We start from the raw sequence: 20,790 nt of genomic DNA, 5'->3' as shown, positions 1-20,790 counted from the left end.
CGTCGACACCGATCGGCGCGGGTGTCGACGAGGGATGTCAGAGTGGGTGCATGGCACGCATCGGCGCGATCTTCAGTCCGTACCAGAATCCTCCCGAAGCGCTTCGCGCGGCGGTCGAGGCAGCCGAGACGGCAGGGCTCCCCGAACTGTGGGTGTGGGAGGACTGCTTCCGCGAGACGGGCTTCACGACGGCGGCCGCCGCCCTCGCCTGGACCGAGAAGCTCACGGTCGGACTCGGCATCGCCCCCATGCCGCTGCGGAATGCTGCCCTCACGGCGATGGAGATCGCGACGATCGAGCGGATGTTCCCCGGGCGGTTCCTGCCGGGACTCGGGCACGGGGTGCTGGACTGGATGGGACAGGTCGGCGCTCGTGTCGCGTCGCCCCTCACCCTCATGCGTGAATACGTCTCGGCGGTGCGCGCACTCGTCGCCGGTGACGAGGTCTCGGTGTCGGGCCGCTACGTCGCGCTCGACGCCGTGCATCTGGACTGGCCACCCGCGACGCCGCCGCCCGTCTACGCCGCCGCAGAGGGGCCCAAGACCCTGCGGCTGAGCGGCGAGGTCGCGGACGGGACCGTGCTGGTCGGCGGCTTCACACCCGACGAGCTCGCGGTGCGGATCGCGGCCGTGCACGAGGGGCGCGCAGCCTCGGGACGCGCGGGCGATCACGAGATCGCGGCGTACGTGCACGCCGCCTTCGGCAACGGCTCCGAGGACCGCGCTCGCGCCGAGTTCCCCGATCGTGCCGCGGAGGGTCGTGTCCTGTGGGGCTCTGCCGACGACGTCGCGGAAGGCGCGCGAAAGTTCTTCGCGGCGGGAGTCGACGCGGTCATCCTGCTGCCCGCGGGCGGCGAGACCGACCTCGCGGGCTTCTACGCGCACGCCGGAGACGTCGCGCGCAGCGTCGGGACGACGCCGTGACCGGCGCGCTGTCGATCGGGATCGCCGCAGCGGCCGGCCCGGCCGTCGCCGCTGCGACGGCGCGCGCCGCCGAGCACGCGGGATTGCGCGCCCTGTGGGTCAACGACACGGCCGGCCATGATGCGCTCGCGGTGCTCGCCGCAGCCGCCGAGGCGACCGACCGCCTCGTGCTGGCCACGGGAGTGCTGCCCGTCGATCGCCGCTCGCCCCGCGAGATCCTCGAGCGCGCGGCGGGGCTGCCGCAGGACCGGCTCGTGCTCGGCATCGGCTCGGGCCAGGCGCGCACGGGCGCCGTCGATCGCGTGCGGGACGCCGTCGCCGAACTGCGCGCCGGCACGTCGGCGCGCATCGTCGTCGGTGCACTCGGCCCGCGCATGCGACGGCGCGGGGCCGCGGCATCCGATGGTCTGCTGCTGAGCTGGCTGACACCGGAGCTCGCGCGGGCGCAGAGCGCCGAAGCTCACGACGGCGCCCCGGACACCCACGTCGCGCTCTATGTGCGCGCGGCGTCGGATCCGGCCGCGGTCGGGCGGCTGCGCGCCGAGGCCGACACCTACGCGGGCTATGCGGTCTACCGCTCGCACTTCGACCGGGTCGGCATCGGCGCCCGCGACACGACGATCGAACCGACGGCGCTGGCGGGCAGCATCCCTCGGTATCGCGATGCCGCCGACGAGCTCGTGCTGCGCGTCATGACGGCCGGTGACACGGCCGACGAATACGTGCGGTTCATCGATGACGTGCGATCGGCCGTGCGGTGATCTGGCGCAGCGCGGCACGCGGGGCGCTCGCTGTGCTTCTGGTCGCCGCGGGCGTCTCGCATCTCACATGGGGGCGCCGCGGGTACCGCATCGTCGTTCCGGAGTGGGCGACCGAGCTGCTGCGCACCGACAAGGACACGATCGTCGTCGCCTCGGGTGTCGTCGAGATCGCGCTCGGCGGGGCGCTGGTCGTGCTTCCGCGCGAACGTGCCCGCATCGGTGCGATCGTCGCGGCGTTCTTCGTCGCGGTGTTCCCCGGCAACGTGCACCAGTGGCGGACGGGGCGCTCAGCGCCCCTGCTGCGCACCGATCGGGCGCGGTTCCTCCGCCTGCTGCTTCAGCCCGTGCTCGTGGTGTGGGCGCTGTGGAGCACGAGGTCCGCTCGGCGGTGAGCTTCCGGCCGGCGCCCGCGTGTGACCGCAGGGCGGCGGGCCGCGCGGTCGTCTCATGGCGAGTCCGGTGCGCGTGTCGACGGAGCTCGTCGGGCGCACGGGGGTCGGGCTCGGCGGCCGATACCGTGTCCGCCGCCGGTGGCAGAATGCGGGAATGCTCCTGTTCCGGCTCGTGAGCGCGACGGATGCCGCCGCCGCGACGTCGTCGCGTCTGGCCAAGGTCGCCGCGCTTGCCGACGTGCTGGCCGGCCTCGACGCGGCCGAGATTCCGATCGCGATCGGCTACCTCGTCGCCAAGCCCCGGCAGGGCCGGCTCGGGATCGGCTGGCGCAGCCTGTCGGCGGTCGACGTCGTGCACGCCGCCGAGCCCGCCCTCACTCTCGCGGATGTCGATGCCGCGCTGACAGCTCTCGCACGCGCCGAGGGGCCGGGTTCTGCCGCGGTGCGCCGGGCGACCCTCGAATCGCTCGCCGCGCGCACGACCGCGACGGAGTGGGACTTCCTCGCCCGTGTCATCCTCGGCGAGCTGCGCACCGGCGCGCTCGAGGGGGTGCTCGTCGACGCCGTCGCGAAAGCGGCGGGGCGTCCCGTCGCCGCCGTGCGCCGCGCCGCGATGCTGTCGGGTGATCTGGGTGAGACGGCGCGGATCGCACTCACCGAGCAGGCCGACGCGCTCGACGCGGTCGGTCTCGTCGTGGGGCGTCCCGTGCTGCCGATGCTCGCGGGGACGGCGCCGACGGCGGGCGAGGCGATCACCACCCTGGGCGGCGCCGCTTCGGTCGAGTTCAAGCTCGACGGCGCGCGGATCCAGGTGCACCGTGACGGTGACGACGTGCGCGTGTTCACGCGCACCCTCGCCGATGTGACGCACCGCCTGCCCGAGATCGTCGAGGTCGTGCGCAGCCTGCCCGCGCAGCAGCTCATCCTCGACGGCGAGACGCTGTCGCTCGACGAAGACGGCGGTCCCCGGGCCTTCCAGGACACGATGGCGCGCTTCGGCTCCGAGACCACGGATGCCGCGGCGATCGCGCTGCGCCCCTGGTTCTTCGACCTGCTGCACGTCGACGGGCGCGACCTGATCGACGAGCCGCTCGAGGTACGACGCCGCGAGCTCGAGCGGATCGCGGGAGCGTGGCAGGTGCCCGGCATCGTGACCGCCGATCCCGCCGCGGCCGATGCGTTCGCCGACGACGCCCTCGCTGCGCACCACGAGGGCGTCGTCGTGAAGGCCGTCGATTCGCCGTACACGGCGGGGCGCCGCGGACGCACCTGGATCAAGGTCAAGCCCGTGCTGACGTTCGATCTCGTCGTCCTCGGCGTCGAGGCCGGCTCGGGTCGCCGCACCGGCATGCTGTCGAACCTGCACCTCGGCGCCCGCGATCCCGCCGGGGAGTTCGGTGACCCCGGCGGGTTCGTCATGGTCGGCAAGACCTTCAAGGGGCTCACCGACCAGCTGCTGCGCTGGCAGACCGAGCACTTCCCGTCGATCGAGACCCGCCGCACGGCGCACACCGTCTTCGTGCGCCCCGAGACCGTTGTCGAGATCGCGATCGACGGCGTGCAGCGCTCCACGCGGTATCCCGGCGGTGTCGCGCTGCGGTTCGCGCGGGTCAAGGGGTACCGGCTCGACAAGACGGCCGCCGACGCCGACACGATCGACGTGCTGCGTGGGCTGCTGCCATGACCCGCATCGTCGCGCTGACCGGTGCCGGAGTGTCGGCCGAGAGCGGATTGCGGACCTTCCGCGACACCGGCGGGCTGTGGGAGGGGTACGACGTCGACGACGTCGCGACACCCGAGGGGTTCGCGCGCGACCCCGACACCGTGCTGCGCTTCTACGATGCGCGTCGTCGGGCAGCGCTGGCGGCTGAGCCCAACGCCGCACACCGCGCGCTCGCGGCGCTCGAATCGCGCCTCGGCGATGAGCTGCTCGTCGTGACGCAGAATGTCGACGACCTGCACGAGCGGGCCGGAACCCGGAACCTCGTGCACATGCACGGCGAGCTCGTGCGGGCACGGTGTCGCGCGTGCGGCGCGCGTCCGGTCTGGATGGCGGATCTGAGCGACCGGCCGCCGTGCCCCGAATGCGCAGAGCGGATGCTGCGCCCCGATGTCGTCTGGTTCGGTGAAATGCCGTACGGGCTCGATCGCATCGAGCGCGCGGTCACGGCATGCGACCTGTTCGTCTCGATCGGCACGTCGGGCTCGGTCTACCCGGCCGCCGGATATGTCGCGCTCGCGTCGGCCTCCGGCGCCCGCACTCTCGAACTCAACCTCGAGCCCGGTGACGGCTCCGCGGCGTTCGACGAGGCCCGCACGGGCCGGGCGACCGAGCTGGTCCCGGCCTGGGTCGCCGAGGTGGGCGGCTGAGCGCGACTAGCGACGATCCCCGGCCAGGCGGATGAGCACGATGTTCGACGACTCGTCGACCTCGGCGACGGTCGGGTGGGCCTTGACGAAGTCGGTGAAGCTCTTGTGTCCGACCGCCTTCTCGCTGAACGCGGGGTCGAGGCGCTTGATGAGGCTCTTGACCTCGGACGCGTGCTGCCACTTGTCGTCGTCTTTGTCGTTCTCGAGGCGCAGCGCCCGTTCGAGCAGATCGGCGCCCGGGTCCTTCGCCTTCTGGCGGGAGCGGCGGGTCGTGCCGTCGGATTTGCCGGTCGCGGGCGGCGTCACGCCCGGAAGGGCGTCGTAGGCGTCGAACTGGTCGCACGCGGCGGCGAGCGACTTCGCGGTCGATCCGGCCACGCCGACGCCGACGACGAACCGTCCGAGCCGCTTGCAGCGCTGGGCGAGCGGCACGTAGTCGGAGTCACCGGCGACGATGACGACGTGCGTCAGGTCGGGCAGGCGGAACATGTCCTCGACCGTGTCGACCGCGAGGCGGATGTCGGCGCCGTTCTTGGCATATGCCGCGGCGGGGAACAGCTGCACCAGGTCGACCGCGCGAGCGACGAGCTGCGAGCGGTACTCGGCGTTGACGGGGGCCGACCAGTCGGCGTACGCCCGCGTGAGCACGAGTGTCCCGAAGGATGCCGCGTAGTCGATGATCGCGCCGACGTCGATGCGCGCCGCAGCGAGTCGTTCTGCGGTCTCGGGCGCCGAGGCGTCTTCGGCGATGCGCTGGCGGTCACGCGAATAGGCGTTGCGGCCGTGCACGCGGTCGTACCAGGACATCACGATGTTGTCGAAGTCGAGGTAGACGGCCACGCGCGGCTGGAGCAGGTCTGGCATGTTCAGTTCTCTCCGGGGTAGTGAAGACCGATGATCTCACGGACGGCGTCGAGGCTCGCCATGATCTCGACGGTCTCGTCGATCGGCAGGACGTCGCTGTCGGTCATGCCCTGCGCGATGAAGCGCTCCGCCGCGAGAGCCTGGTACTGCATGCCCCCGCCCTCGACCTGCGACGCGAACGCCTCGAGCACAGCGCCGTCGGGGCCCAGGAGACGGAACGACGTCGGCCTGTACCAGACGGGGTCGATCTCGATACGGGCATCCGTGCCGATGATGTGCGCCGTGTTCGGCCCCGCCGAGTGCGCCGCCGACAGTGTCGTCGCGATCGCTCCCGAAGGGTAGGTGAAGATCGTCGCGATCTCGGCGTCGGCGCCGGTCGGGCCGAGGGTCGCCGATGCGGCGATCGTCGCGGGTGCGCCGAGGACATCCCACGCGAACGAGACCGGGTAGATCCCGAGGTCGAGCAGGGCGCCACCGCCGAGCTCGAGGGCGTTGAGGCGATGGGCCGGGTCGGAGCTGATGCGCTGCGTGTGGTCGGCCGTGAGTGCGCGGACCGTGCCGACGGCGCCCTCGGCGAGCAGCTCGCGGATGCGAGCCATATGCGGCAGGTAGCGGGTCCACATCGCTTCCATGGCGAGCAGTCCCATGGAGCGGGCGGTGTCGCGCACGCGGGCGGCTTCGGCGGCATTGATCGTGAAGGGCTTCTCGACCAGCACGTGCTTGCCCGCTTCGAGCGCGAGGATCGCCTGTTCCGCATGGAAGGGATGCGGCGTCGCGATGTAGACGATGTCGACGTCGGGATCGGCGACGAGCGCATCGTACGACCCGTGCGCGCGCGGAACCCCCAACTCGTCGGCGAACGCGCGGGCGTTGTCGAGCCGGCGCGACCCGACAGCGACGAGGTCGAGGTCGGCCGTGTGCAGATCGCGGGCGAACGCGCGGGCGATGCCGCCGGGCCCCAGGATGCCCCAGCGCAGTGCAGTCATCTGTCGAGCGTACCGACCCCCACCCCCAACCCGCGAGACTGCAACGGGGCGCCGAAACCGTGGGTATCACCCGCAGTCTCGGCGCGCCGTTGCAGTCTCGCGGTCAATGCGGGGCGGCGTTGCGGGGTGCGGTCGACGCGGGGCGGGGTTGCGGGCCCGAGGTCGAGGGAGTCACGGCCGGAGCGTCACCTTGCCGTCGGTGCCGGCCTCGACGGCGCGCTGGGCGTCGGCGGCATCGCGCAGCGGGAACGACGGGCCCAGCTCGACCGAGAAGCGATCCGCGGCGAGCAGGGCGAGTGCGACGGGCACGGCCTCGGCACGCCACGCCTGCTGCTGCGGTGTGAGGGCTTGGGGGCTGCCGCCCGAGAATGCGCGGATGCCCAGGCCCGCGGCATCCGCCCCTCGAACGATCGTCGCGATGCGTTCGCGGTCGGCGACGAGTTCGAGCGACGCGTGCAGCGCCTCGTCGGTGCCGGCGGCGTCGAGGGCGACCGTGATCCCGTCCGGGGCCACGGCGCGGATGCGCTCGACGAGTCCGTCGCCGTACGCGACGGGGAGCGCGCCGAGCGCGCGCACGCGGTCGAAACGGCGCTCGGACGACGTCGCCACGACGGTCGCGCCGGCGAGCACGGCGAACTGGATCGCCGATTGGCCCACCGAGCCGGAGCCGCCGTGCACGAGCAGCGTGTCGCGCGGGCCGACCGCGAGCGAGCGCACCGACTGGTAGGCCGTTCCGGCCGGAATGCCGAGGGCGGCCCCGAGCTCGGCGCTCACCGAGCCGGGCCGCGGTACGACGCGGGCGGCGGGGACGGTGATCTCGGTGGCGTAGGCGCCCGAGACGCCCGAGAAGACGACGGCGTCGCCCACGCGCAGGCCATCGACGTCGGTACCCACCGCCGTCACGACCCCGGCGCCGTCGGCACCGACGCGCCGCGGTCCGTCGAGCGGCGCCGACGCGCGCCGTCCCGACCGCAGCTTCGCATCGATCGGGTTGATGCCCGCGGCCTCGACCCGCACCGTCACATCGCCCGGCCCGGGGGCGGGCGCGTCGATGTCGATCTGATGCAGGACCTCGGGTCCGCCGAACTCGGTGTAGACGATCGCGTGTGCCATGCCCGGGACAACCCGCCCGCCGCGACCCGCTATTCCCGCAGCGCCTTCTGGATGCGCTGGAGCGAGACCTGCTCCGCTGTGCCGAGCGCCTGGGCGAAGAGGCTCACGCGATACTCCTCCAGCAGCCAGCGCACGCGCGTGAGCGAGGCGGCCTCGTCGGGGGCGGGCGGAATCGTGCCGCCCGCTTCGGCATACAGCGCGGCGGCGCGTTCGAACTCGTTCTGCCGCTGACGGTCGCGCCCCGGGCTGTCGGCGAGGCTCCTGACGCGCTCGAGGGCGCCGCGTACGTAGCGCGGGAGGTGTCCCAGGCGGTCGAGACCCGTGCGCGCGACGAAGCCGGGGAAGACGAGTCCGGCAAGCTGCGCCTTGACGTCGTTGAGCGCTGCGAGGAGGGTCAGCGAGTTCTGCTCGCGCACGGCGCGCTCGACCTCGCGCACGGCCGTCAGGATGCGGGCGACGAGCGACACCGCCTGGAAGAGCTCGTCGACGACGACCCGCGAGAACGCATCGCGCACGGTCTCGAACGCGGCCCGCGTGCGTACGACGCCGCCCGGCACGGTGCGCGCGATGACGGCATCGGCCAGCGCGACGCGCGCATCCTCGATGAGCGCCTTCGCCGACGGATAGGGGGATGCCGCGAGCGCGAGCTTCTCGGCCGAGGTGAGGTGCTCCAGCACATAGGCCGCGGGGGAGGGCGCCGTCAGCAGCACGAGCCGGCGCACGCCCGCGCGCGTCGCGGCGGCCGCAGCCTCGGGGGTCGCCTCGATGCGCAGCGCGACGCTCGCCCCCTCGTCGACGAGCGCGGGATAGCCCCGCACAACACCGCCGGCGACCTTCGTGTCGACGACGTCGGCCAGGTCGCCGACGTCCCAGTCGGTGATGCCGGAGCGCTCCGTGACGCCGGGGGAGGCGGCCGCGGTCGGCGGGGCGGCCGGGCCAGGAGCCCTCGTGTCCTTCCTCGGCGTCAGCGAACGGGAGACGGCCGTGCGCGCGCGGTCGGAGAGCTGCCGCTGCAGGTCGCCCAGGTCTCGCGCCGATCCGGCCGGGCGCCCGCGCTCGTCGACGGCGCGGAACGACACGAGCAGATGCGACGGCACCCGCTCCAGGTCGAAATCGGCGGCGGTGACGGGCTGATTCGCGACCCGCTGGATGCGCGTCGCGAGCGCGTCGAGAAGCGAGGTCGGGGGCAGCCCGTCGTGCGCCTCGGGGCCGAGGCCCGGGAGCTCTTCGGCGAAGCGAGCGGCCCAGTCGGCGGCGGGCACGACGTGGCGCCGGATCGTCTTCGGGAGCGCGCGCAGCAGCGCCGTGACCAGCTCGTCGCGCAGGCCCGGCACCTGCCAGTCGAAGCCGTCGGGCCGCAGCTGCGCGAGAAGCGCGAGGGGAACGATCACCGTGACGCCGTCGTCGGGCGCACCCGGCTCGAAACGGTAGGCGAGCGAGAGCACCTGATCGCCCTGGCGCCAGCGCGCGGGGAAGTCGCGTTCGTCGCCGCGGGACGCGTCGTCGATGAGATCGGCCTCGGCCATGTCGAGCAGGCGCGGCGTCGTGGTCGCGGCATCCCGCCACCAGGCCTCGAATGAGCGCGCGTCGAACACATCGCGGGGGATGCGCGCGTCGTAGAAGCGGTAGACGGCCTCGTCGCCCACGAGGATGTCGCGGCGGCGCTCGCGCTCCTCGATCTTCTCGAGCCGCCGGCGCAGCTCGAGATTGCGCCGCTCGAACGCCGTCAGCCGCTTGTCGATGTGCGACGAATCCCACTCGCCTTCGACGAGCGCGTGGCGCACGAACAACTCGCGCGCGAGGGGACGGTCGAACCGGGCGAGCTGCACGCGGCGACGGGGGATGATCTCGACGCCGAAGAGCGTCACCTTCTCGTAGGCGGATGCCGCGCCCGATGCCTTCGACCAGTGCGGTTCGCTCAGCTGCCGCTTCGCGAGGTCGCCCGCCAGCGGCTCGGCCCACGCGGGGTCGATCGCCGCGACGGTGCGGGCGAACAGTCGGCTCGTCTCGACGAGCTCGCCGGCCATGACGGCGCCGGGTCGCTTCTTCTTGAGGCCCGACCCCGGGAAGATCGAGAACCGCGTTCCGCGCGCGCCGAGATAGGTCGCCGGAGCGAGGCTCTTGCCCTTCGCGCCCTTCGATCCGGCGTCGTTCCGGCCCGTCGCGCGTTCGTCGAGGATGCCGATGTGCGAGAGCAGTCCGGAGAGGATGGCCTTGTGCAGGGCATCCGCATCACCGGCGGAGGATGCATCGCTCGCCGAGGCGCGGTCGCGCTTCGACCGGCCGAGCAGGGCTGTGAGCTGCCGGTGCACATCCACCCATTCGCGTACGCGCACGTAGTTCAGGTGCTCGGCGCGGCACATGCGCCGGAAGGCACTCGAGCCCAATTCGCGCTGCTTGTCGAGCAGGTGGTTCCACAGGTTGAGCAGTGAGATGAAGTCGCTCGTCGGATCGGTGAACCGGGCGTGCAGGCGGTCGGCCTCTTCGCGGCGTTCCTCCGGTCGCTCGCGGACGTCGGGGATCGACAGTCCCGCGACGATCGCGAGGACGTCGGGCAGGACGCCGGTCCGGCGGGACTCGACGATCATGCGGGCGAATCGGGGATCGATCGGCAGCCGAGCGAGCTCGCGCCCGATCTCGGTGAGCCGCCCGGTCTCCGTACGCCCCCCGGTCCCTGCACGTCCACCGGTCCCTGCACGTCCACCGGTCCCTGCACGCCCCCCGGTCTCCGTACGCCCCCCGGTCCCGGAGCGGCCACCGGTCCCTGAGCTTGCCGAAGGGTCGACCGCCCCCAGCTCCGTGAGCAGGTCGACGGCCGCCTTCACCCCGCGCGAGTCGGGCGGGGTGAGGAAGGGGAACCGCTCGATGTCGCCGAACCCGAGGGCGAGCATCTGCAGGATGACCGACGCGAGGCTCGTGCGCAGGATCTCGGGCTCGGTGAACTCGTCGCGCGTCGCGAAGTCGTCTTCGGAGTAGAGCCGGATCGCGATGCCCGGCGCCGTGCGCCCGGCGCGACCCGAGCGCTGCTGGGCCGACGCCTGCGAGATCGGCTCGATCGGCAGCTGCTGGATCTTCGTGCGGTTGCTGTACCGCGAGATGCGGGCGGTCCCCGTGTCGATGACGTAACGGATGCCCGGAACCGTGAGGCTCGTCTCGGCGACGTTCGTCGCCAGGATGACGCGACGCCGCACGCCCGCGACGCGCGATCGCTCGAAGACGCGGTGCTGCTCGGCTGCCGAGAGGCGCCCGTAGAGCGGCAGGACCTCGGTCGGCGCGGCATCCTTCGCATACATGCCGCGGACGGCATCCATCGCATCGCGGATCTCGGCCTCGCCCGGCAGGAAGACCAGAACGTCGCCGGCGGGTTCCCGGTCGAGCTCCCGCAGGGCGGCCGTGATGCCGTCGACGTCGTCGCGCTCGGCGCCGGCATCCGCGTCGGAGGGCGCGCGGTAGCGGATCTCGACGGGGTGCGTGCGTCCCGACACCTCGATGACGGGCGCAGGCCGAGCAGCGGTTCCCGAGCCTGTGCCGGTTCCTGAGCCTGTCGAAGGGCCCGCGAAGTGCCTCGCGAAGCTCTCGGGGTCGATCGTCGCGCTCGTGATGACGACCTTGAGGTCGGGGCGCTTCGGCAGGATGCGCGTGAGGTACCCGATCAGGAAGTCGACGTTGAGCGAGCGCTCGTGCGCCTCGTCGATGATGATCGTGTCGTAGCGGCGCAGCAGCCGGTCGCGGTGGATCTCGTTGAGCAGGATGCCGTCGGTCATGACGGCGACGCGGGTGTCGTCGGTGACCTTGTCGGTGAAGCGCACCTTGTAGCCCACCGTCGTGCCCAGCGGCACCTGGAGCTCTTCGGCCACGCGCTCGGCGATCGTGCGCGCCGCGATCCGGCGCGGCTGCGTGTGCGCGATGCGCGTGCGACCCAGCTCGAGGCAGATCTTCGGCAGCTGCGTCGTCTTTCCCGATCCCGTCGCGCCGGCGACGATGACGACCTGATGGTCGCGGATGGCGCGCGCGATGTCGTCCCGCGCGGCGCTGACGGGCAGCTCCGGCGGGTACGAGATGACAGGTTCTGGCGCGGACACAGCCCTCGATCGTATCTGCCGCGGGCCGCTTCGGCGGGCGTACGCGGGCGATCCGCAGGAGGACGGGTTCCCGGGAGTGCTGCCACGGGGCTTCCGGGCGAGATCTGTGGCACCGGATCCTGCAGATCGCACGGCGGCCGGGCGCACCCCGGTCGTAGGCTGTTCGCATGGCAGACCACCACGCAGATCACCGCGCCGATGTCACGGCGGAGCACCTCGCCGACGTGCCGCGCATCGCGCTCAACTCGGGGCACGACATCCCGCAGTTCGGCTACGGCGTCTTCAAGGTGCCGCCCGCGGAGACCGAGAAGGTCGTCACCGAGGCGCTGTCGCTCGGATATCGCCACATCGACACCGCCGCGATCTACCGCAACGAAGAGGGCGTCGGAGCCGCGATCGCGCGGAGCGGCATCCCGCGCGACGAGCTGTTCATCACGACGAAGCTGTGGAACGACCGGCAGGCCGGCGACGACCCGCGCGCCGCGCTCGACGAGAGCCTCGCGAAGCTGGGCCTCGACTATGTCGACCTGTATCTCGTGCACTGGCCCGCGCCCGCCAATGACCAGTTCGTGAACGCCTGGACGAAGCTCGCGGCCCTCGGCGACACGGGACCCGTGCGCTCGATCGGCGTGTCGAACTTCCTCGTCGAGCACCTCGAGCGCGTCGTCGACGCGACGCAGAAGCTGCCCGCCGTCAACCAGATCGAGCTGCATCCCGCCTACCAGCAGCGCGATGTCGTCGCGTGGTGCGCCGAGCGGGGCATCCGCATCGAGGCGTGGGGCCCGCTCGGACAGGGCAAGTACGACCTGTTCGGCACTCCTGCCGTGCACGACGCCGCCGCGGCGCACGGGCGCACGCCCGCGCAGGTCGTGCTGCGCTGGCACATCCAGAAGGGGAACATCGTCTTTCCGAAGTCGGTCAACCCCGACCGGCTGCGCGAGAACTTCCGGATCTTCGACTTCGCCCTCTCCGACGCCCAGATGGCGGCGATCGACGCGCTCGACCCGGGTGACGGCACGGGTCGCGTCGGAACCCACCCGAACGACCTGAATTGACCACACCCGGGCCCTGACATGAACGAGCGCCTCTCGCTCTCGACGAGCCCCTATCTGCGTGCCCACGCCGACAACCCGGTCGCGTGGCACGCGTGGGGAGAGGCGGCGTTCTCTGAGGCGCGACGGCGCGACGTGCCCGTTCTCGTGTCGATCGGCTACTCGACCTGTCATTGGTGCCACGTCATGGCACGGGAGTCCTTCGCGGATGCCGCCACCGCGGCCGACCTCGACGCGGGGTTCGTCGCGATCAAGGTCGACAGGGAGGAGCATCCCGAAGTCGACGCCGCATACATGGCCGCCGCGGCGGCGTTCACCCCGAGCCTCGGCTGGCCGCTCACGGTCTTCACGACGCCCGAGGGGCGCCCGTTCTTCGCCGGGACCTACTTCCCGCCCGAGCCGCGCGGCGGCCTGCCCGCGTTCCGTCAGGTGCTCGCGGCCGTGCGAGAAGCGTGGACGGAGCGTCGTGGTCAGGTCGACGGCACGGCCGAGGCGATCCTCGACGCTCTCTCCGACGTCCGGGCGAACGCCCACGACCGCACCGGCGCGCTTCCCGATGCCGCAGGGCTGCGCGCCGCGGCGCGCGCCCTCGCGACGCGGGAGGACCCCGAGCACGCCGGATTCTGGAGCGGCGACGCGGGAGCACCCAAATTCCCCGTCGCGACGGGGCTGGGCTTCCTGCTCAGCCGGCTCGTGCGCACGACCGAGCCCGCGGCGGCCGCCGTCGCGCACCGGGCGCTTCGGACCATGGCGGATTCACCGCTGCGCGACCCGGTCGAGGGCGGCTTCTTCCGGTACGCCACCCGGCGCGATTGGACCGTGCCGCACTACGAGCGGATGCTGACCGACAACGCACTGCTGCTCGACATCGCCCGCGACACCGGCGACGAGCGCACGGCGCGGGGCATCGTCGCCTTCCTCACGGGCGTGCTGCAGCAGCCGTCGGGAGGGTTCGGCGCGGCGCAGGACTCCGAATCGTGGATCGACGGTGCTCGCAGCGAAGGCGGGTACTACCGGCGCGACGACCGCGCGGGCCTCGAGCCGCCGCTGGTCGACGGCAAGATCGTGACGGGATGGAACGGCCTCGCGATCGGCGCCCTCGCCCGCGCCGGCGCCCGCTTCGGCGAGCACGAGTGGATCTCGGCGGCCGCGTGGGCGGCGGATGCCGTGCTCGGCGCGAACACCCGCCCCGACGGAACGCTCGTGCGGGCGTCACTCGACGAGATCCCGTCCCAGGCGGTCGCGACGCTCGCCGACTACGGCCAGCTCGCGACCGGCCTGGTCGCACTCGCCGTCGCGACGGGTGACCCGGCCGCGGCCGTGCGGGCCCGTGGGCTCGTCGAGGCGTGTCTCGTCGGCGACGAGGCGACGGTCCCCGGCGGCGGTGATCCCGTCCTCGCGGCGCAGGGTGTCGGCGCCCCGGACGCGGCATCGGACGGCGACGAGCCTTCGGGCGTGGCTGCGCTCGCCGACGCGGCCACGCAGCTCTGGCTGCTCGGCGCCGGCGACGCGTCGCGGCTCGCCGCCGAGCGGCTGATCGCCCGTCACACCGCCGCCGCGCTCGCCCAGCCGCTCGCGCACGGCGCACTCCTGCGGGTGGCGGCGCTTCTCGCGGGACCGCCGCGACAGGTCGTCGTCATCGGCGACGCGGGCGACCCGCTCGCGCGCGCCGCGCACGGCCTCGACGCCGACGTCGTCGCGGTCGTCACCGCCGAACAGGCCGCCGCCTGGGCGCGCGCGGGGTTCGCACTGTTCGCCGACAAGGCCGCGGTCGACGACCGCGCGACCGCCTACGACTGCCGCGATTTCGCGTGCCGCCTTCCCACGACCGACCCCGCCCGGCTGCGCGCCGGCTGAGCCTCGGTGCCTGATCGGAGCACGGCAATCCGGCCACCGAGCACGCACAATCACCGCTGCGGCACGGCATGAGGGCTCGCTCGCGAGCTCGCGCCGGAACGGATTCCTACCGTCGTTCTGAAACGAACGAAGGGAAGAATCATGTCCATCCGGAAAGCGGCTCGCGATCGAGCCGACGTCACGACCGTCACCCGGCGGATGCTGCGTGCACGGCGCACGTTCACGCGCCGAGCCGTGCGGCTGGTCGCGACCATCCTCGCGACGGCGATCGTCGCGACCGGCGCGGTCGTCGGCGTGCAGAGCGCGTCGGCGGCCTCACAGGGGCCCGGCTTCGGCACGTGGCCGAGCAGCCAGATCGGCTGGGAGGGCGCTTTCGTCGCCCCCGACGGGAGCCTCATCTACTGCATCGTGCCCGGCGCCGCCAACCCCACCGGGGCGACGAGCTCCGCCGGCATCCACTCATCGATCATCTCGGACAGCCCGTTCGGGGCGGCGACCATCAGCGGCGACGCCGCGGCGAAGATCAACACGATCGTCACGCAGTACGGGCAGAGCTGGGACAACGTGAACGCCTCGGCGGTCTCGTTCGTCGTCAAGCACCTCGCGAACCCGGGTGCGACCTACAGCTCCAGCGGCTGGAACGGCACGCACGACCTCAACGGGTACATCAACTACAAGCTCGTCGGACTCGTCGGCTCGGCGACCGTCGGCGCGATCCAAGCCCGTGCGCAGCAGCTGCTCGCGGCCGTCGCGAACGTCACCGCCGGGGCCGTGAACGGCTCGGGCACCCTCGTCTTCACGACCGACGCCGCCAACAACTACGCCGGTACGGTCACGATGGTGGGAACGTCGGCGACGGGAACAGTCTCGCTCACGAACGGCACCTTCGTCTCGACCGGCAGCGGCTCGCTCGCCGGCATGCGGCAGGGCGTCGCCTACCCCGTGCGCGGCGTTCCGCCGACGCACGACGGCGCCGCGTACCGGATCTCGGGCTCGGGCACCTTCGGGTCGGGATACGCCCCGGCGCTGCACCTGTGGACGACGCCGGGCCAGCAGGCCGCCGTCGGCCCCGGCGGCGCGGGAACATTCCGCGTCACCGGCAGCGACACGGTCGGTCGCACGGTGATCTTCGCGCCGCACATCACGACGCAGGTCGAGCAGGTCTACGCACCCGGTGGCACGTTCGTCGACCACGTCACCTTCGGCACGTCGCTCAACGAGTGGCCGCGCCTGGCGGGCGGCGCGTTCGCCACCATCACGGCGACGGCCCGCGTCTACAAGACGTCCACTCAGCCCACCTCGCCCACGACGGCGATCCCCGAAGACGCGGTGGATGTGGGCGGTCTCACGGTCGTGACCGACCCCGCGATCGGCCCGTCGCAGCCGTATCGCGTCGAGTCGGAGTGGGAGCTGCCCGGTCCGGGCCACTACACCGCGGTGTGGAGCATCGTCGGTGCCGACCAGTCCGCGCAGACGATCGCCTACCTGCAGCACGGGCCGACCTACGAGCGGCACGAGCTGTTCGGAGAGAAGACCCAGATGACGATGGTGCCGAACATCACGTCGCAGGCGCAGCCGACGGCGCAGAAGGGCGGCACGGCCCTGGACACCGTCATCGTCGCCGACGTGCTGCCCGCCGGCGGTGCCGAGATCTCGACGGCGCTGTACCGCGTTCCCGAAGATGTCGAGGCATTCGGCGCGTGCGAGGCGGCGAACCTCGTCTGGCAGAGCGAGACGCTGCACATCGACGCCGTCGGACGCTACACGTTCACGGCACCGGTCGTGCCGGCGTTCGGCGACTACGCGTGGCAGCACCGCGCCGACGACGTCGAGGGACGGGAGATCATGGTCAGCGAGTGCGGCATCGAGAGCGAGATGACCTCGGCCCCCGTGCCGACGATCGGCTCGCTCGCGCCCGAGACGATCGGCTACGCCGGTCTCGTGCACGATGTCGCGATCGTCGACGGACTGGTGCCGGCCGACGGTGAGACGTACGTCACGTTCGAGCTGTACCGCGCTGTCGACGGGGTCGCCCCGATCGAGTCCTGCACGGCGGATTCCCTCGTGGGGGACACGAGCAACCGGCCCATCGTCATCACGCAGGCGGGGGAGTACACCTCGCCCGGCATCCGTGTCACCGAAGCGGGCACGCACTACAGCGTCGAGTACCTGTGGTGGCGTGCGGACGCCGAGGACGACCCGATCGTGCTCGATGAGGGCGAGTGCGGCCTGGCGCACGAGACGACGGTCGTGAGCGAGCCGTCGCTGCGCACGCAGGCGACGCCGTCGGTCGGGATCGGCGACACCTACCGCGACGAGGCGTTCGTCGAGGGACTCGGCGACGACGTGGCGGCCGAGATCGTCTTCGAGGTGTTCCACAACGCGCACAATCAGGCGCCGACCTGCACGGCCGAGACCCTCGTCGACACGGGTCGCACCTCGATCGTCGGCTCGGGCGTCTTCGCCTCGCCCGCCCTCACGGCGAGCAAGGAAGGACGCCAGCTCTGGGTCGCGACCCTGCAGCACACGCCCGAAGGCGCCGACGGACCCGTCGTGCTGGCGAAGGGCGCGTGCGGTGAGGAGGATGAGGTGACCCTCGTGCGCGGAGAGCTGCCGCTCACCGGTTCGCTCGGCACGCCGTGGGTCGCGGGGCTCGCGGGCCTGGCGCTGCTGGCCGGGGCGACGATCCTTCTGATCCGTGTCCGGAGGTCCACCGCCGCGTGACACGTCACACCGGCGCCCTCGACTCTCCGTCGGGGGCGCCGGTGTGTTGTCGGTGCTCGCCTGGTGCCGGTGGGATGCCGGTGCGACGACGGTCAGATCGCTTCGAGCCCGCGCGGGCATCGGGCCTGGGCGGGCACGTCGATGCCGAAGACGATCCCGAGCGCGCGCTCGTACTCGTCGAGGCGTCCTTGTTCGGCGTACTCGCGGGCGCGCACCGACGGGGTGTGCGAGATGACCCCGGCGAGGTGACGCAGCGCCGCCTCGGTGGCGGGGTCGCCGCCCCGGGCGGCGACCCGGGCGAGCTCGTCGTCGAGGGCGGCCTGGATGTGCGAGCGCACCGCGACGACGGCGGGAGCCGCCGCCGCTTCGGCCGTGAAGGCGGCCGCTGCCGACCCGACGATCTCGTGCGCACCCGCGCCGAGTTCGGGAAGCGCGGCGTGCCGGCCCAGCAGCTCGAGGTCGAGCAGTTCGACCCCGTCGAGGTCGGTGACGGCGGCATCGACGTTGCGCGGCAGGCCGAGGTCGATGATGAGGCGCGGGGCGCCCGTGGGCACGTCGTCGGCGACGACCGTGTAGCGCGTCGTGCAGGTGAGGACGATGCGGGCGCCGCCGATCGCCGTGCGCAGATCGTGCTCGGCGCGGATGCCGTAGCGTGCGGCGAACTGCTCGGCGCGACCGGTCGCGGAATACACGCGAACGTCGGCGGCTCCGCGGGCACGCAGGGCGGCGATCGTCGTCGCGGCGTACTGGCCGGTGCCGACGATGAGGACCGGCGTGCTCTGCCAATCGGACACGCGCGTGTCGGCCAGTTCGAGCGCGAGCCGGGCGAGGGAGCGGCCGCCCGCGGCGACATCGGCCCGCGCGCGGACGGCGCGGGTCGCGTGCGCGGCACGCTGGAAGACGCGCTCGAGGGCCGGACTCGCCGTGCCGCCGCGGCGTGCGGCCGCGAGCGCGCGCTGCACCTGACCGCTGATCTCGCCTTCGCCGACGACCATCGACTCCAAGCCCGAGCTCACCGAGAAGAGGTGGCGCACGACGTCGTCGCCCGCGACGGTCACCGCCGACGCACGCAGCGCGGAGATGTCGGCGTCGGGCAGCGCCAGCTGATCGAGCACGGCCTCGCGCGCGACGGCGACGGCGCCCGTGAGGGGCTCGTCAATCTCGAGATACGTCTCGAACCGGTTGCACGTCGCGAGCACGACCGCTCCGCGCACGAAGTCGTGCGCGTCGGTGAGGTCGGCGGCGGTCGCCTCGGCGACACGCGAGATGCGGTCCAGGACCTCGAACTCGGTGTTGCGGTGATTCGCCGTCAGACAGAACAGCACCCGGAGATTGTAACGGCGCGAGGTCGTAGCCTGGCTGTGTGCTCTCCGATGTGACAGTCCTTCCCGACACCCACCCCCTGCGCGACGGCAGGACGAGCGAGGCCCGGCTCGTCCGCGCCGCACGCGGCGACCGGCCCGAGACCCTGCCGGTGTGGTTCATGCGTCAGGCGGGCCGCTCGCTGCCGGAGTACCGCGAGCTGCGGGCCGGCACCGAGATGCTCCAGTCGTGCCTCACTCCGGCGCTCGCCTCCGAGATCACGCTGCAGCCCGTCCGGCGCCACGGCGTCGACGCCGCCGTCTTCTTCAGCGACATCGTCGTTCCCGTCCTGCTCGCCGGCGTCGACGTCAGCATCGTGCCCGGACGCGGCCCCGTGATCGCGAACCCCGTGCGCTCCGCATCCGATGTCCTGGCGCTGCGTCCGCTCGAACCCGACGCGCTCGCGCCGATCTCGGAGGCCGTCGCGCGCACGGTCGCCGAGCTCGGCGAGACCCCGCTCATCGGCTTCGGCGGAGCGCCGTACACCGTCGCGAGCTACCTCATCGAGGGCGGACCGTCGAAGGACCAGCTGCGCACGCGCGCGCTCATGCGCAGCGACCCGCACACGTGGGCGACGCTGCTGAACTGGTGCGCCGATGTGACGGGGGCCTTCCTGCGCGCACAGGTGCTCGCCGGGGCGAGCGTCGTGCAGCTCTTCGACTCGTGGGCGGGGTCGCTCTCGCGCGACGACTACGTGCGCCGCGCGATGCCGCATTCGCGCCGCACGATGGACTGGCTGCGCGGGCTCGACGTGCCGCGCATCCACTTCGGCCTCGGTCTCTCGGAGGCACTCGACGCGACGCCGGCGGTCGGAGCCGACGTCATCGGCATCGACTGGCGCCTGCCGCTCGACGTCGCGAACCGGCGCCTGGGCGGCACGATGCCGCTGCAGGGCAACATCGACCCCGCCCTGCTCACGGCGCCCTGGAAGATCGTGGAGCGTCACGTGCGCGACGTCGTCGAGCGCGGCTCGGCGGCTCCGGCGCACATCGTCAACCTCGGCCACGGCGTGCCGCCCGAGACCGACCCCACCGTGCTGACGCGCATCGTCGACCTGGTGCATGAGCTCTGACGTCATCGTCGTCGGGGGCGGCGTCGCGGGCCTCGTCGCCGCGCGCCGTCTGGCCCTCGCGGGCCGGAACGTCGTGCTGCTGGAGCGCGCCGACCGGCTCGGCGGGCAGGTGCAGCCGCTGCCGCTCGCCGGAGTGATACTGGACGCCGCCGCCGAATCGTTCGCGACGCGCGGCGGTGCCGTCGCGGCGCTGGCCGGCGAGCTCGGCCTCGAGGTCGTGTCGCCCACTCCCGCGCCCGCGTGGCTGCACCGCGCCGACGGGACCGCCGTGCCGCTGCCGGTCGCCGGCGTGCTGGGCATTCCGGGCACACCGCTCGCGCACGACGTCGTCCGCGCGATCGGACGACTCGGGGCCTGGCGGGCTGCGCTCGATCGGGCCCTGCCCGCGCGGATCGGCCGGGATGCGGCATCCCTCGGCGCGCTCGTGCGTGCCCGCATGGGGTCCCGCGTCGTCGACGGGCTCGTCGCCCCCGTCGTGCGCGGCGTGCACTCGAGGGAGCCCGACGCCCTGCCCGTCGATGCGGTGTCGCCCCGGCTGCGCGCCGAGCTCGCGGCCCGCGGATCGCTCGCGGCGGCCGTGCAGGCGCTGCGCGCTCAGGCGCCGGCCGGCACGCAGGTCGGGGGCCTGCGCGGCGGGATGCACCGCCTCGTCACGGCCCTCGCCGCCGACGCGGACCGGCTCGGCGTCGACGTGCGCACGGGCGTCGACGTCACCGCGCTCGATGCCCGTGGCGTCGTCGTCGACGGGGAACGCCTCGACGGCACCGCCGTGCGCGCCTTCTCGGCACCCGGTCAGCGGCGGCGACTCACGCTCGTCACGCTCGTCGTGGACGCTCCGGCCTGGGATGCCGCACCGCGCGGCACGGGACTGCTCGTGGCCGCCGACGCGCCGGGTGTGGGGGCACGGGCCCTGACCCACATCACCGCGAAGTGGAGGTGGGCAGCCGACGCGCTCGGAGCTCGGCACGCCGTGCGGCTGTCCTATGACGGAGACCTCGCCGGCGACGCTGTCGCGTGCGCCGTCGCCGACGCGCAGAAGCTGCTCGGCGCGCCGGTCCAGACGGTGACGGATGCTGCCGTGCAGGCCTGGGAACGCGGCGTGCAGCCGTACCGCGACGACATCGTCTCGGTGGGAGAGGGCGTCGCCGGCACGGGCCTTGCCGGCGTCGTCGCGCACGCCGAGCGGACGGCCGCGGCGATGACGACGTCGACGTGACGGGTCGCACCCGGTC

Annotated in this window: 15 protein-coding genes; 10 read left to right on the top strand and 5 right to left on the bottom strand. The window is 72.8% G+C overall.

Translation table 11 applies throughout. The features are described 5' to 3' along the window. The first annotated feature begins 50 nt into the window (after nucleotides 1-50). The 5 genes from ACFC3F_RS12550 to ACFC3F_RS12530 all read left to right on the top strand — a co-directional run bounded on the left by ACFC3F_RS12550 (nucleotide 51) and on the right by ACFC3F_RS12530 (nucleotide 4,446). Nucleotides 51-923, top strand: coding sequence for an LLM class flavin-dependent oxidoreductase (locus tag ACFC3F_RS12550; protein WP_376130119.1), 873 nt, complete (start codon nucleotides 51-53; stop codon nucleotides 921-923). Further along, nucleotides 920-1,684 (top strand): LLM class flavin-dependent oxidoreductase, encoded by a 765-nt coding sequence (locus tag ACFC3F_RS12545; protein ID WP_376130116.1) that lies wholly within the window; start codon nucleotides 920-922, stop codon nucleotides 1,682-1,684. Before ACFC3F_RS12550 ends, ACFC3F_RS12545 begins: the two co-directional genes overlap by 4 nt. Then, the gene (locus ACFC3F_RS12540; protein WP_376130121.1) at nucleotides 1,684-2,076 is read left to right on the top strand and encodes a hypothetical protein; all 393 of its coding nucleotides are present in this window, start codon (nucleotides 1,684-1,686) and stop codon (nucleotides 2,074-2,076) included. Before ACFC3F_RS12545 ends, ACFC3F_RS12540 begins: the two co-directional genes overlap by 1 nt. A 154-nt stretch (nucleotides 2,077-2,230) precedes the next feature. Next, complete coding sequence (locus tag ACFC3F_RS12535; RefSeq protein ID WP_376130113.1) at nucleotides 2,231-3,760, top strand: ATP-dependent DNA ligase; 1,530 nt, start codon at nucleotides 2,231-2,233, stop codon at nucleotides 3,758-3,760. Continuing rightward, nucleotides 3,757-4,446 carry an NAD-dependent deacylase gene (locus tag ACFC3F_RS12530; RefSeq protein ID WP_376130110.1) on the top strand — a complete coding sequence of 230 codons (690 nt, stop codon included), beginning with the start codon at nucleotides 3,757-3,759 and terminating at the stop codon, nucleotides 4,444-4,446. The genes ACFC3F_RS12535 and ACFC3F_RS12530 overlap by 4 nt, the downstream gene beginning before the upstream one ends. 6 nt (nucleotides 4,447-4,452) lie before the next feature. Here ACFC3F_RS12530 and ACFC3F_RS12525 read toward each other — a convergent pair whose 3' ends face one another. The 4 genes from ACFC3F_RS12525 to hrpA all read right to left on the bottom strand — a co-directional run bounded on the left by ACFC3F_RS12525 (nucleotide 4,453) and on the right by hrpA (nucleotide 11,491). Next, entirely contained in the window at nucleotides 4,453-5,310 is an 858-nt protein-coding gene (locus ACFC3F_RS12525; protein WP_376130107.1) for an NYN domain-containing protein, read from the bottom strand. Between the two features lie 2 nt (nucleotides 5,311-5,312). Continuing rightward, nucleotides 5,313-6,296 carry a Gfo/Idh/MocA family protein gene (locus ACFC3F_RS12520; protein ID WP_376130104.1) on the bottom strand — a complete coding sequence of 328 codons (984 nt, stop codon included), beginning with the start codon at nucleotides 6,294-6,296 and terminating at the stop codon, nucleotides 5,313-5,315. 171 nt (nucleotides 6,297-6,467) lie between these two features. Further along, a complete protein-coding gene (locus ACFC3F_RS12515) occupies nucleotides 6,468-7,409 on the bottom strand; it encodes a zinc-binding alcohol dehydrogenase family protein (RefSeq protein WP_376130102.1) in 942 nt (313 codons plus the stop codon). A gap of 29 nt (nucleotides 7,410-7,438) precedes the next feature. Beyond that, entirely contained in the window at nucleotides 7,439-11,491 is a 4,053-nt protein-coding gene (gene hrpA, locus ACFC3F_RS12510) for an ATP-dependent RNA helicase HrpA (RefSeq protein ID WP_376130099.1), read from the bottom strand. A 167-nt stretch (nucleotides 11,492-11,658) separates the two neighbouring features. Here hrpA and ACFC3F_RS12505 point away from each other — a divergent pair, with 167 nt between their 5' ends. From ACFC3F_RS12505 to ACFC3F_RS12495, 3 genes are all read left to right on the top strand, one after another. Next, nucleotides 11,659-12,546, top strand: coding sequence for an aldo/keto reductase (locus ACFC3F_RS12505; protein WP_376130096.1), 888 nt, complete (start codon nucleotides 11,659-11,661; stop codon nucleotides 12,544-12,546). 18 nt (nucleotides 12,547-12,564) lie between these two features. After that, nucleotides 12,565-14,400, top strand: a complete 1,836-nt coding sequence (locus ACFC3F_RS12500) for a thioredoxin domain-containing protein (protein WP_376130094.1) — start codon at nucleotides 12,565-12,567, stop codon at nucleotides 14,398-14,400. A 141-nt stretch (nucleotides 14,401-14,541) separates the two neighbouring features. Continuing rightward, nucleotides 14,542-17,124, top strand: coding sequence for a hypothetical protein (locus ACFC3F_RS12495; protein WP_376130091.1), 2,583 nt, complete (start codon nucleotides 14,542-14,544; stop codon nucleotides 17,122-17,124). Between the two features lie 92 nt (nucleotides 17,125-17,216). Here ACFC3F_RS12495 and ACFC3F_RS12490 read toward each other — a convergent pair whose 3' ends face one another. Beyond that, a complete protein-coding gene (locus tag ACFC3F_RS12490) occupies nucleotides 17,217-18,449 on the bottom strand; it encodes a glutamyl-tRNA reductase (protein WP_376130088.1) in 1,233 nt (410 codons plus the stop codon). Nucleotides 18,450-18,487: 38 nt separating this feature from the next. Here ACFC3F_RS12490 and hemE point away from each other — a divergent pair, with 38 nt between their 5' ends. Both hemE and ACFC3F_RS12480 read left to right on the top strand, forming a co-directional pair. Beyond that, nucleotides 18,488-19,558, top strand: a complete 1,071-nt coding sequence (hemE, locus tag ACFC3F_RS12485; protein WP_376130085.1) for a uroporphyrinogen decarboxylase — start codon at nucleotides 18,488-18,490, stop codon at nucleotides 19,556-19,558. After that, on the top strand, nucleotides 19,548-20,774 hold the full coding sequence (locus ACFC3F_RS12480) for a protoporphyrinogen/coproporphyrinogen oxidase (RefSeq protein ID WP_376130082.1): 1,227 nt from the start codon (nucleotides 19,548-19,550) through the stop codon (nucleotides 20,772-20,774). The genes hemE and ACFC3F_RS12480 overlap by 11 nt, the downstream gene beginning before the upstream one ends. The last annotated feature ends 16 nt before the right edge of the window (nucleotides 20,775-20,790 follow it).

This window comes from Microbacterium sp. NPDC055910 (assembly GCF_042271185.1).
Classification (GTDB): domain Bacteria; phylum Actinomycetota; class Actinomycetes; order Actinomycetales; family Microbacteriaceae; genus Microbacterium.
The sequence above is the reverse complement of the archived record's forward strand: the minus strand, read 5'-3'. Positions and strand labels throughout refer to the sequence as shown.

Coding starts and splice junctions, on each gene's coding strand:
- ACFC3F_RS12480 (WP_376130082.1), top strand. CDS start 19,548: ATGAGCTCTGACGTCATCGTCGTCGGGGGCGGCGTCGCGGGCCTCGTC.
- ACFC3F_RS12530 (WP_376130110.1), top strand. CDS start 3,757: ATGACCCGCATCGTCGCGCTGACCGGTGCCGGAGTGTCGGCCGAGAGC.
- ACFC3F_RS12535 (WP_376130113.1), top strand. CDS start 2,231: ATGCTCCTGTTCCGGCTCGTGAGCGCGACGGATGCCGCCGCCGCGACG.
- ACFC3F_RS12505 (WP_376130096.1), top strand. CDS start 11,659: ATGGCAGACCACCACGCAGATCACCGCGCCGATGTCACGGCGGAGCAC.
- ACFC3F_RS12515 (WP_376130102.1), bottom strand. CDS start 7,409: ATGGCACACGCGATCGTCTACACCGAGTTCGGCGGACCCGAGGTCCTG.
- ACFC3F_RS12520 (WP_376130104.1), bottom strand. CDS start 6,296: ATGACTGCACTGCGCTGGGGCATCCTGGGGCCCGGCGGCATCGCCCGC.
- ACFC3F_RS12525 (WP_376130107.1), bottom strand. CDS start 5,310: ATGCCAGACCTGCTCCAGCCGCGCGTGGCCGTCTACCTCGACTTCGAC.
- ACFC3F_RS12500 (WP_376130094.1), top strand. CDS start 12,565: ATGAACGAGCGCCTCTCGCTCTCGACGAGCCCCTATCTGCGTGCCCAC.
- ACFC3F_RS12550 (WP_376130119.1), top strand. CDS start 51: ATGGCACGCATCGGCGCGATCTTCAGTCCGTACCAGAATCCTCCCGAA.
- ACFC3F_RS12495 (WP_376130091.1), top strand. CDS start 14,542: ATGTCCATCCGGAAAGCGGCTCGCGATCGAGCCGACGTCACGACCGTC.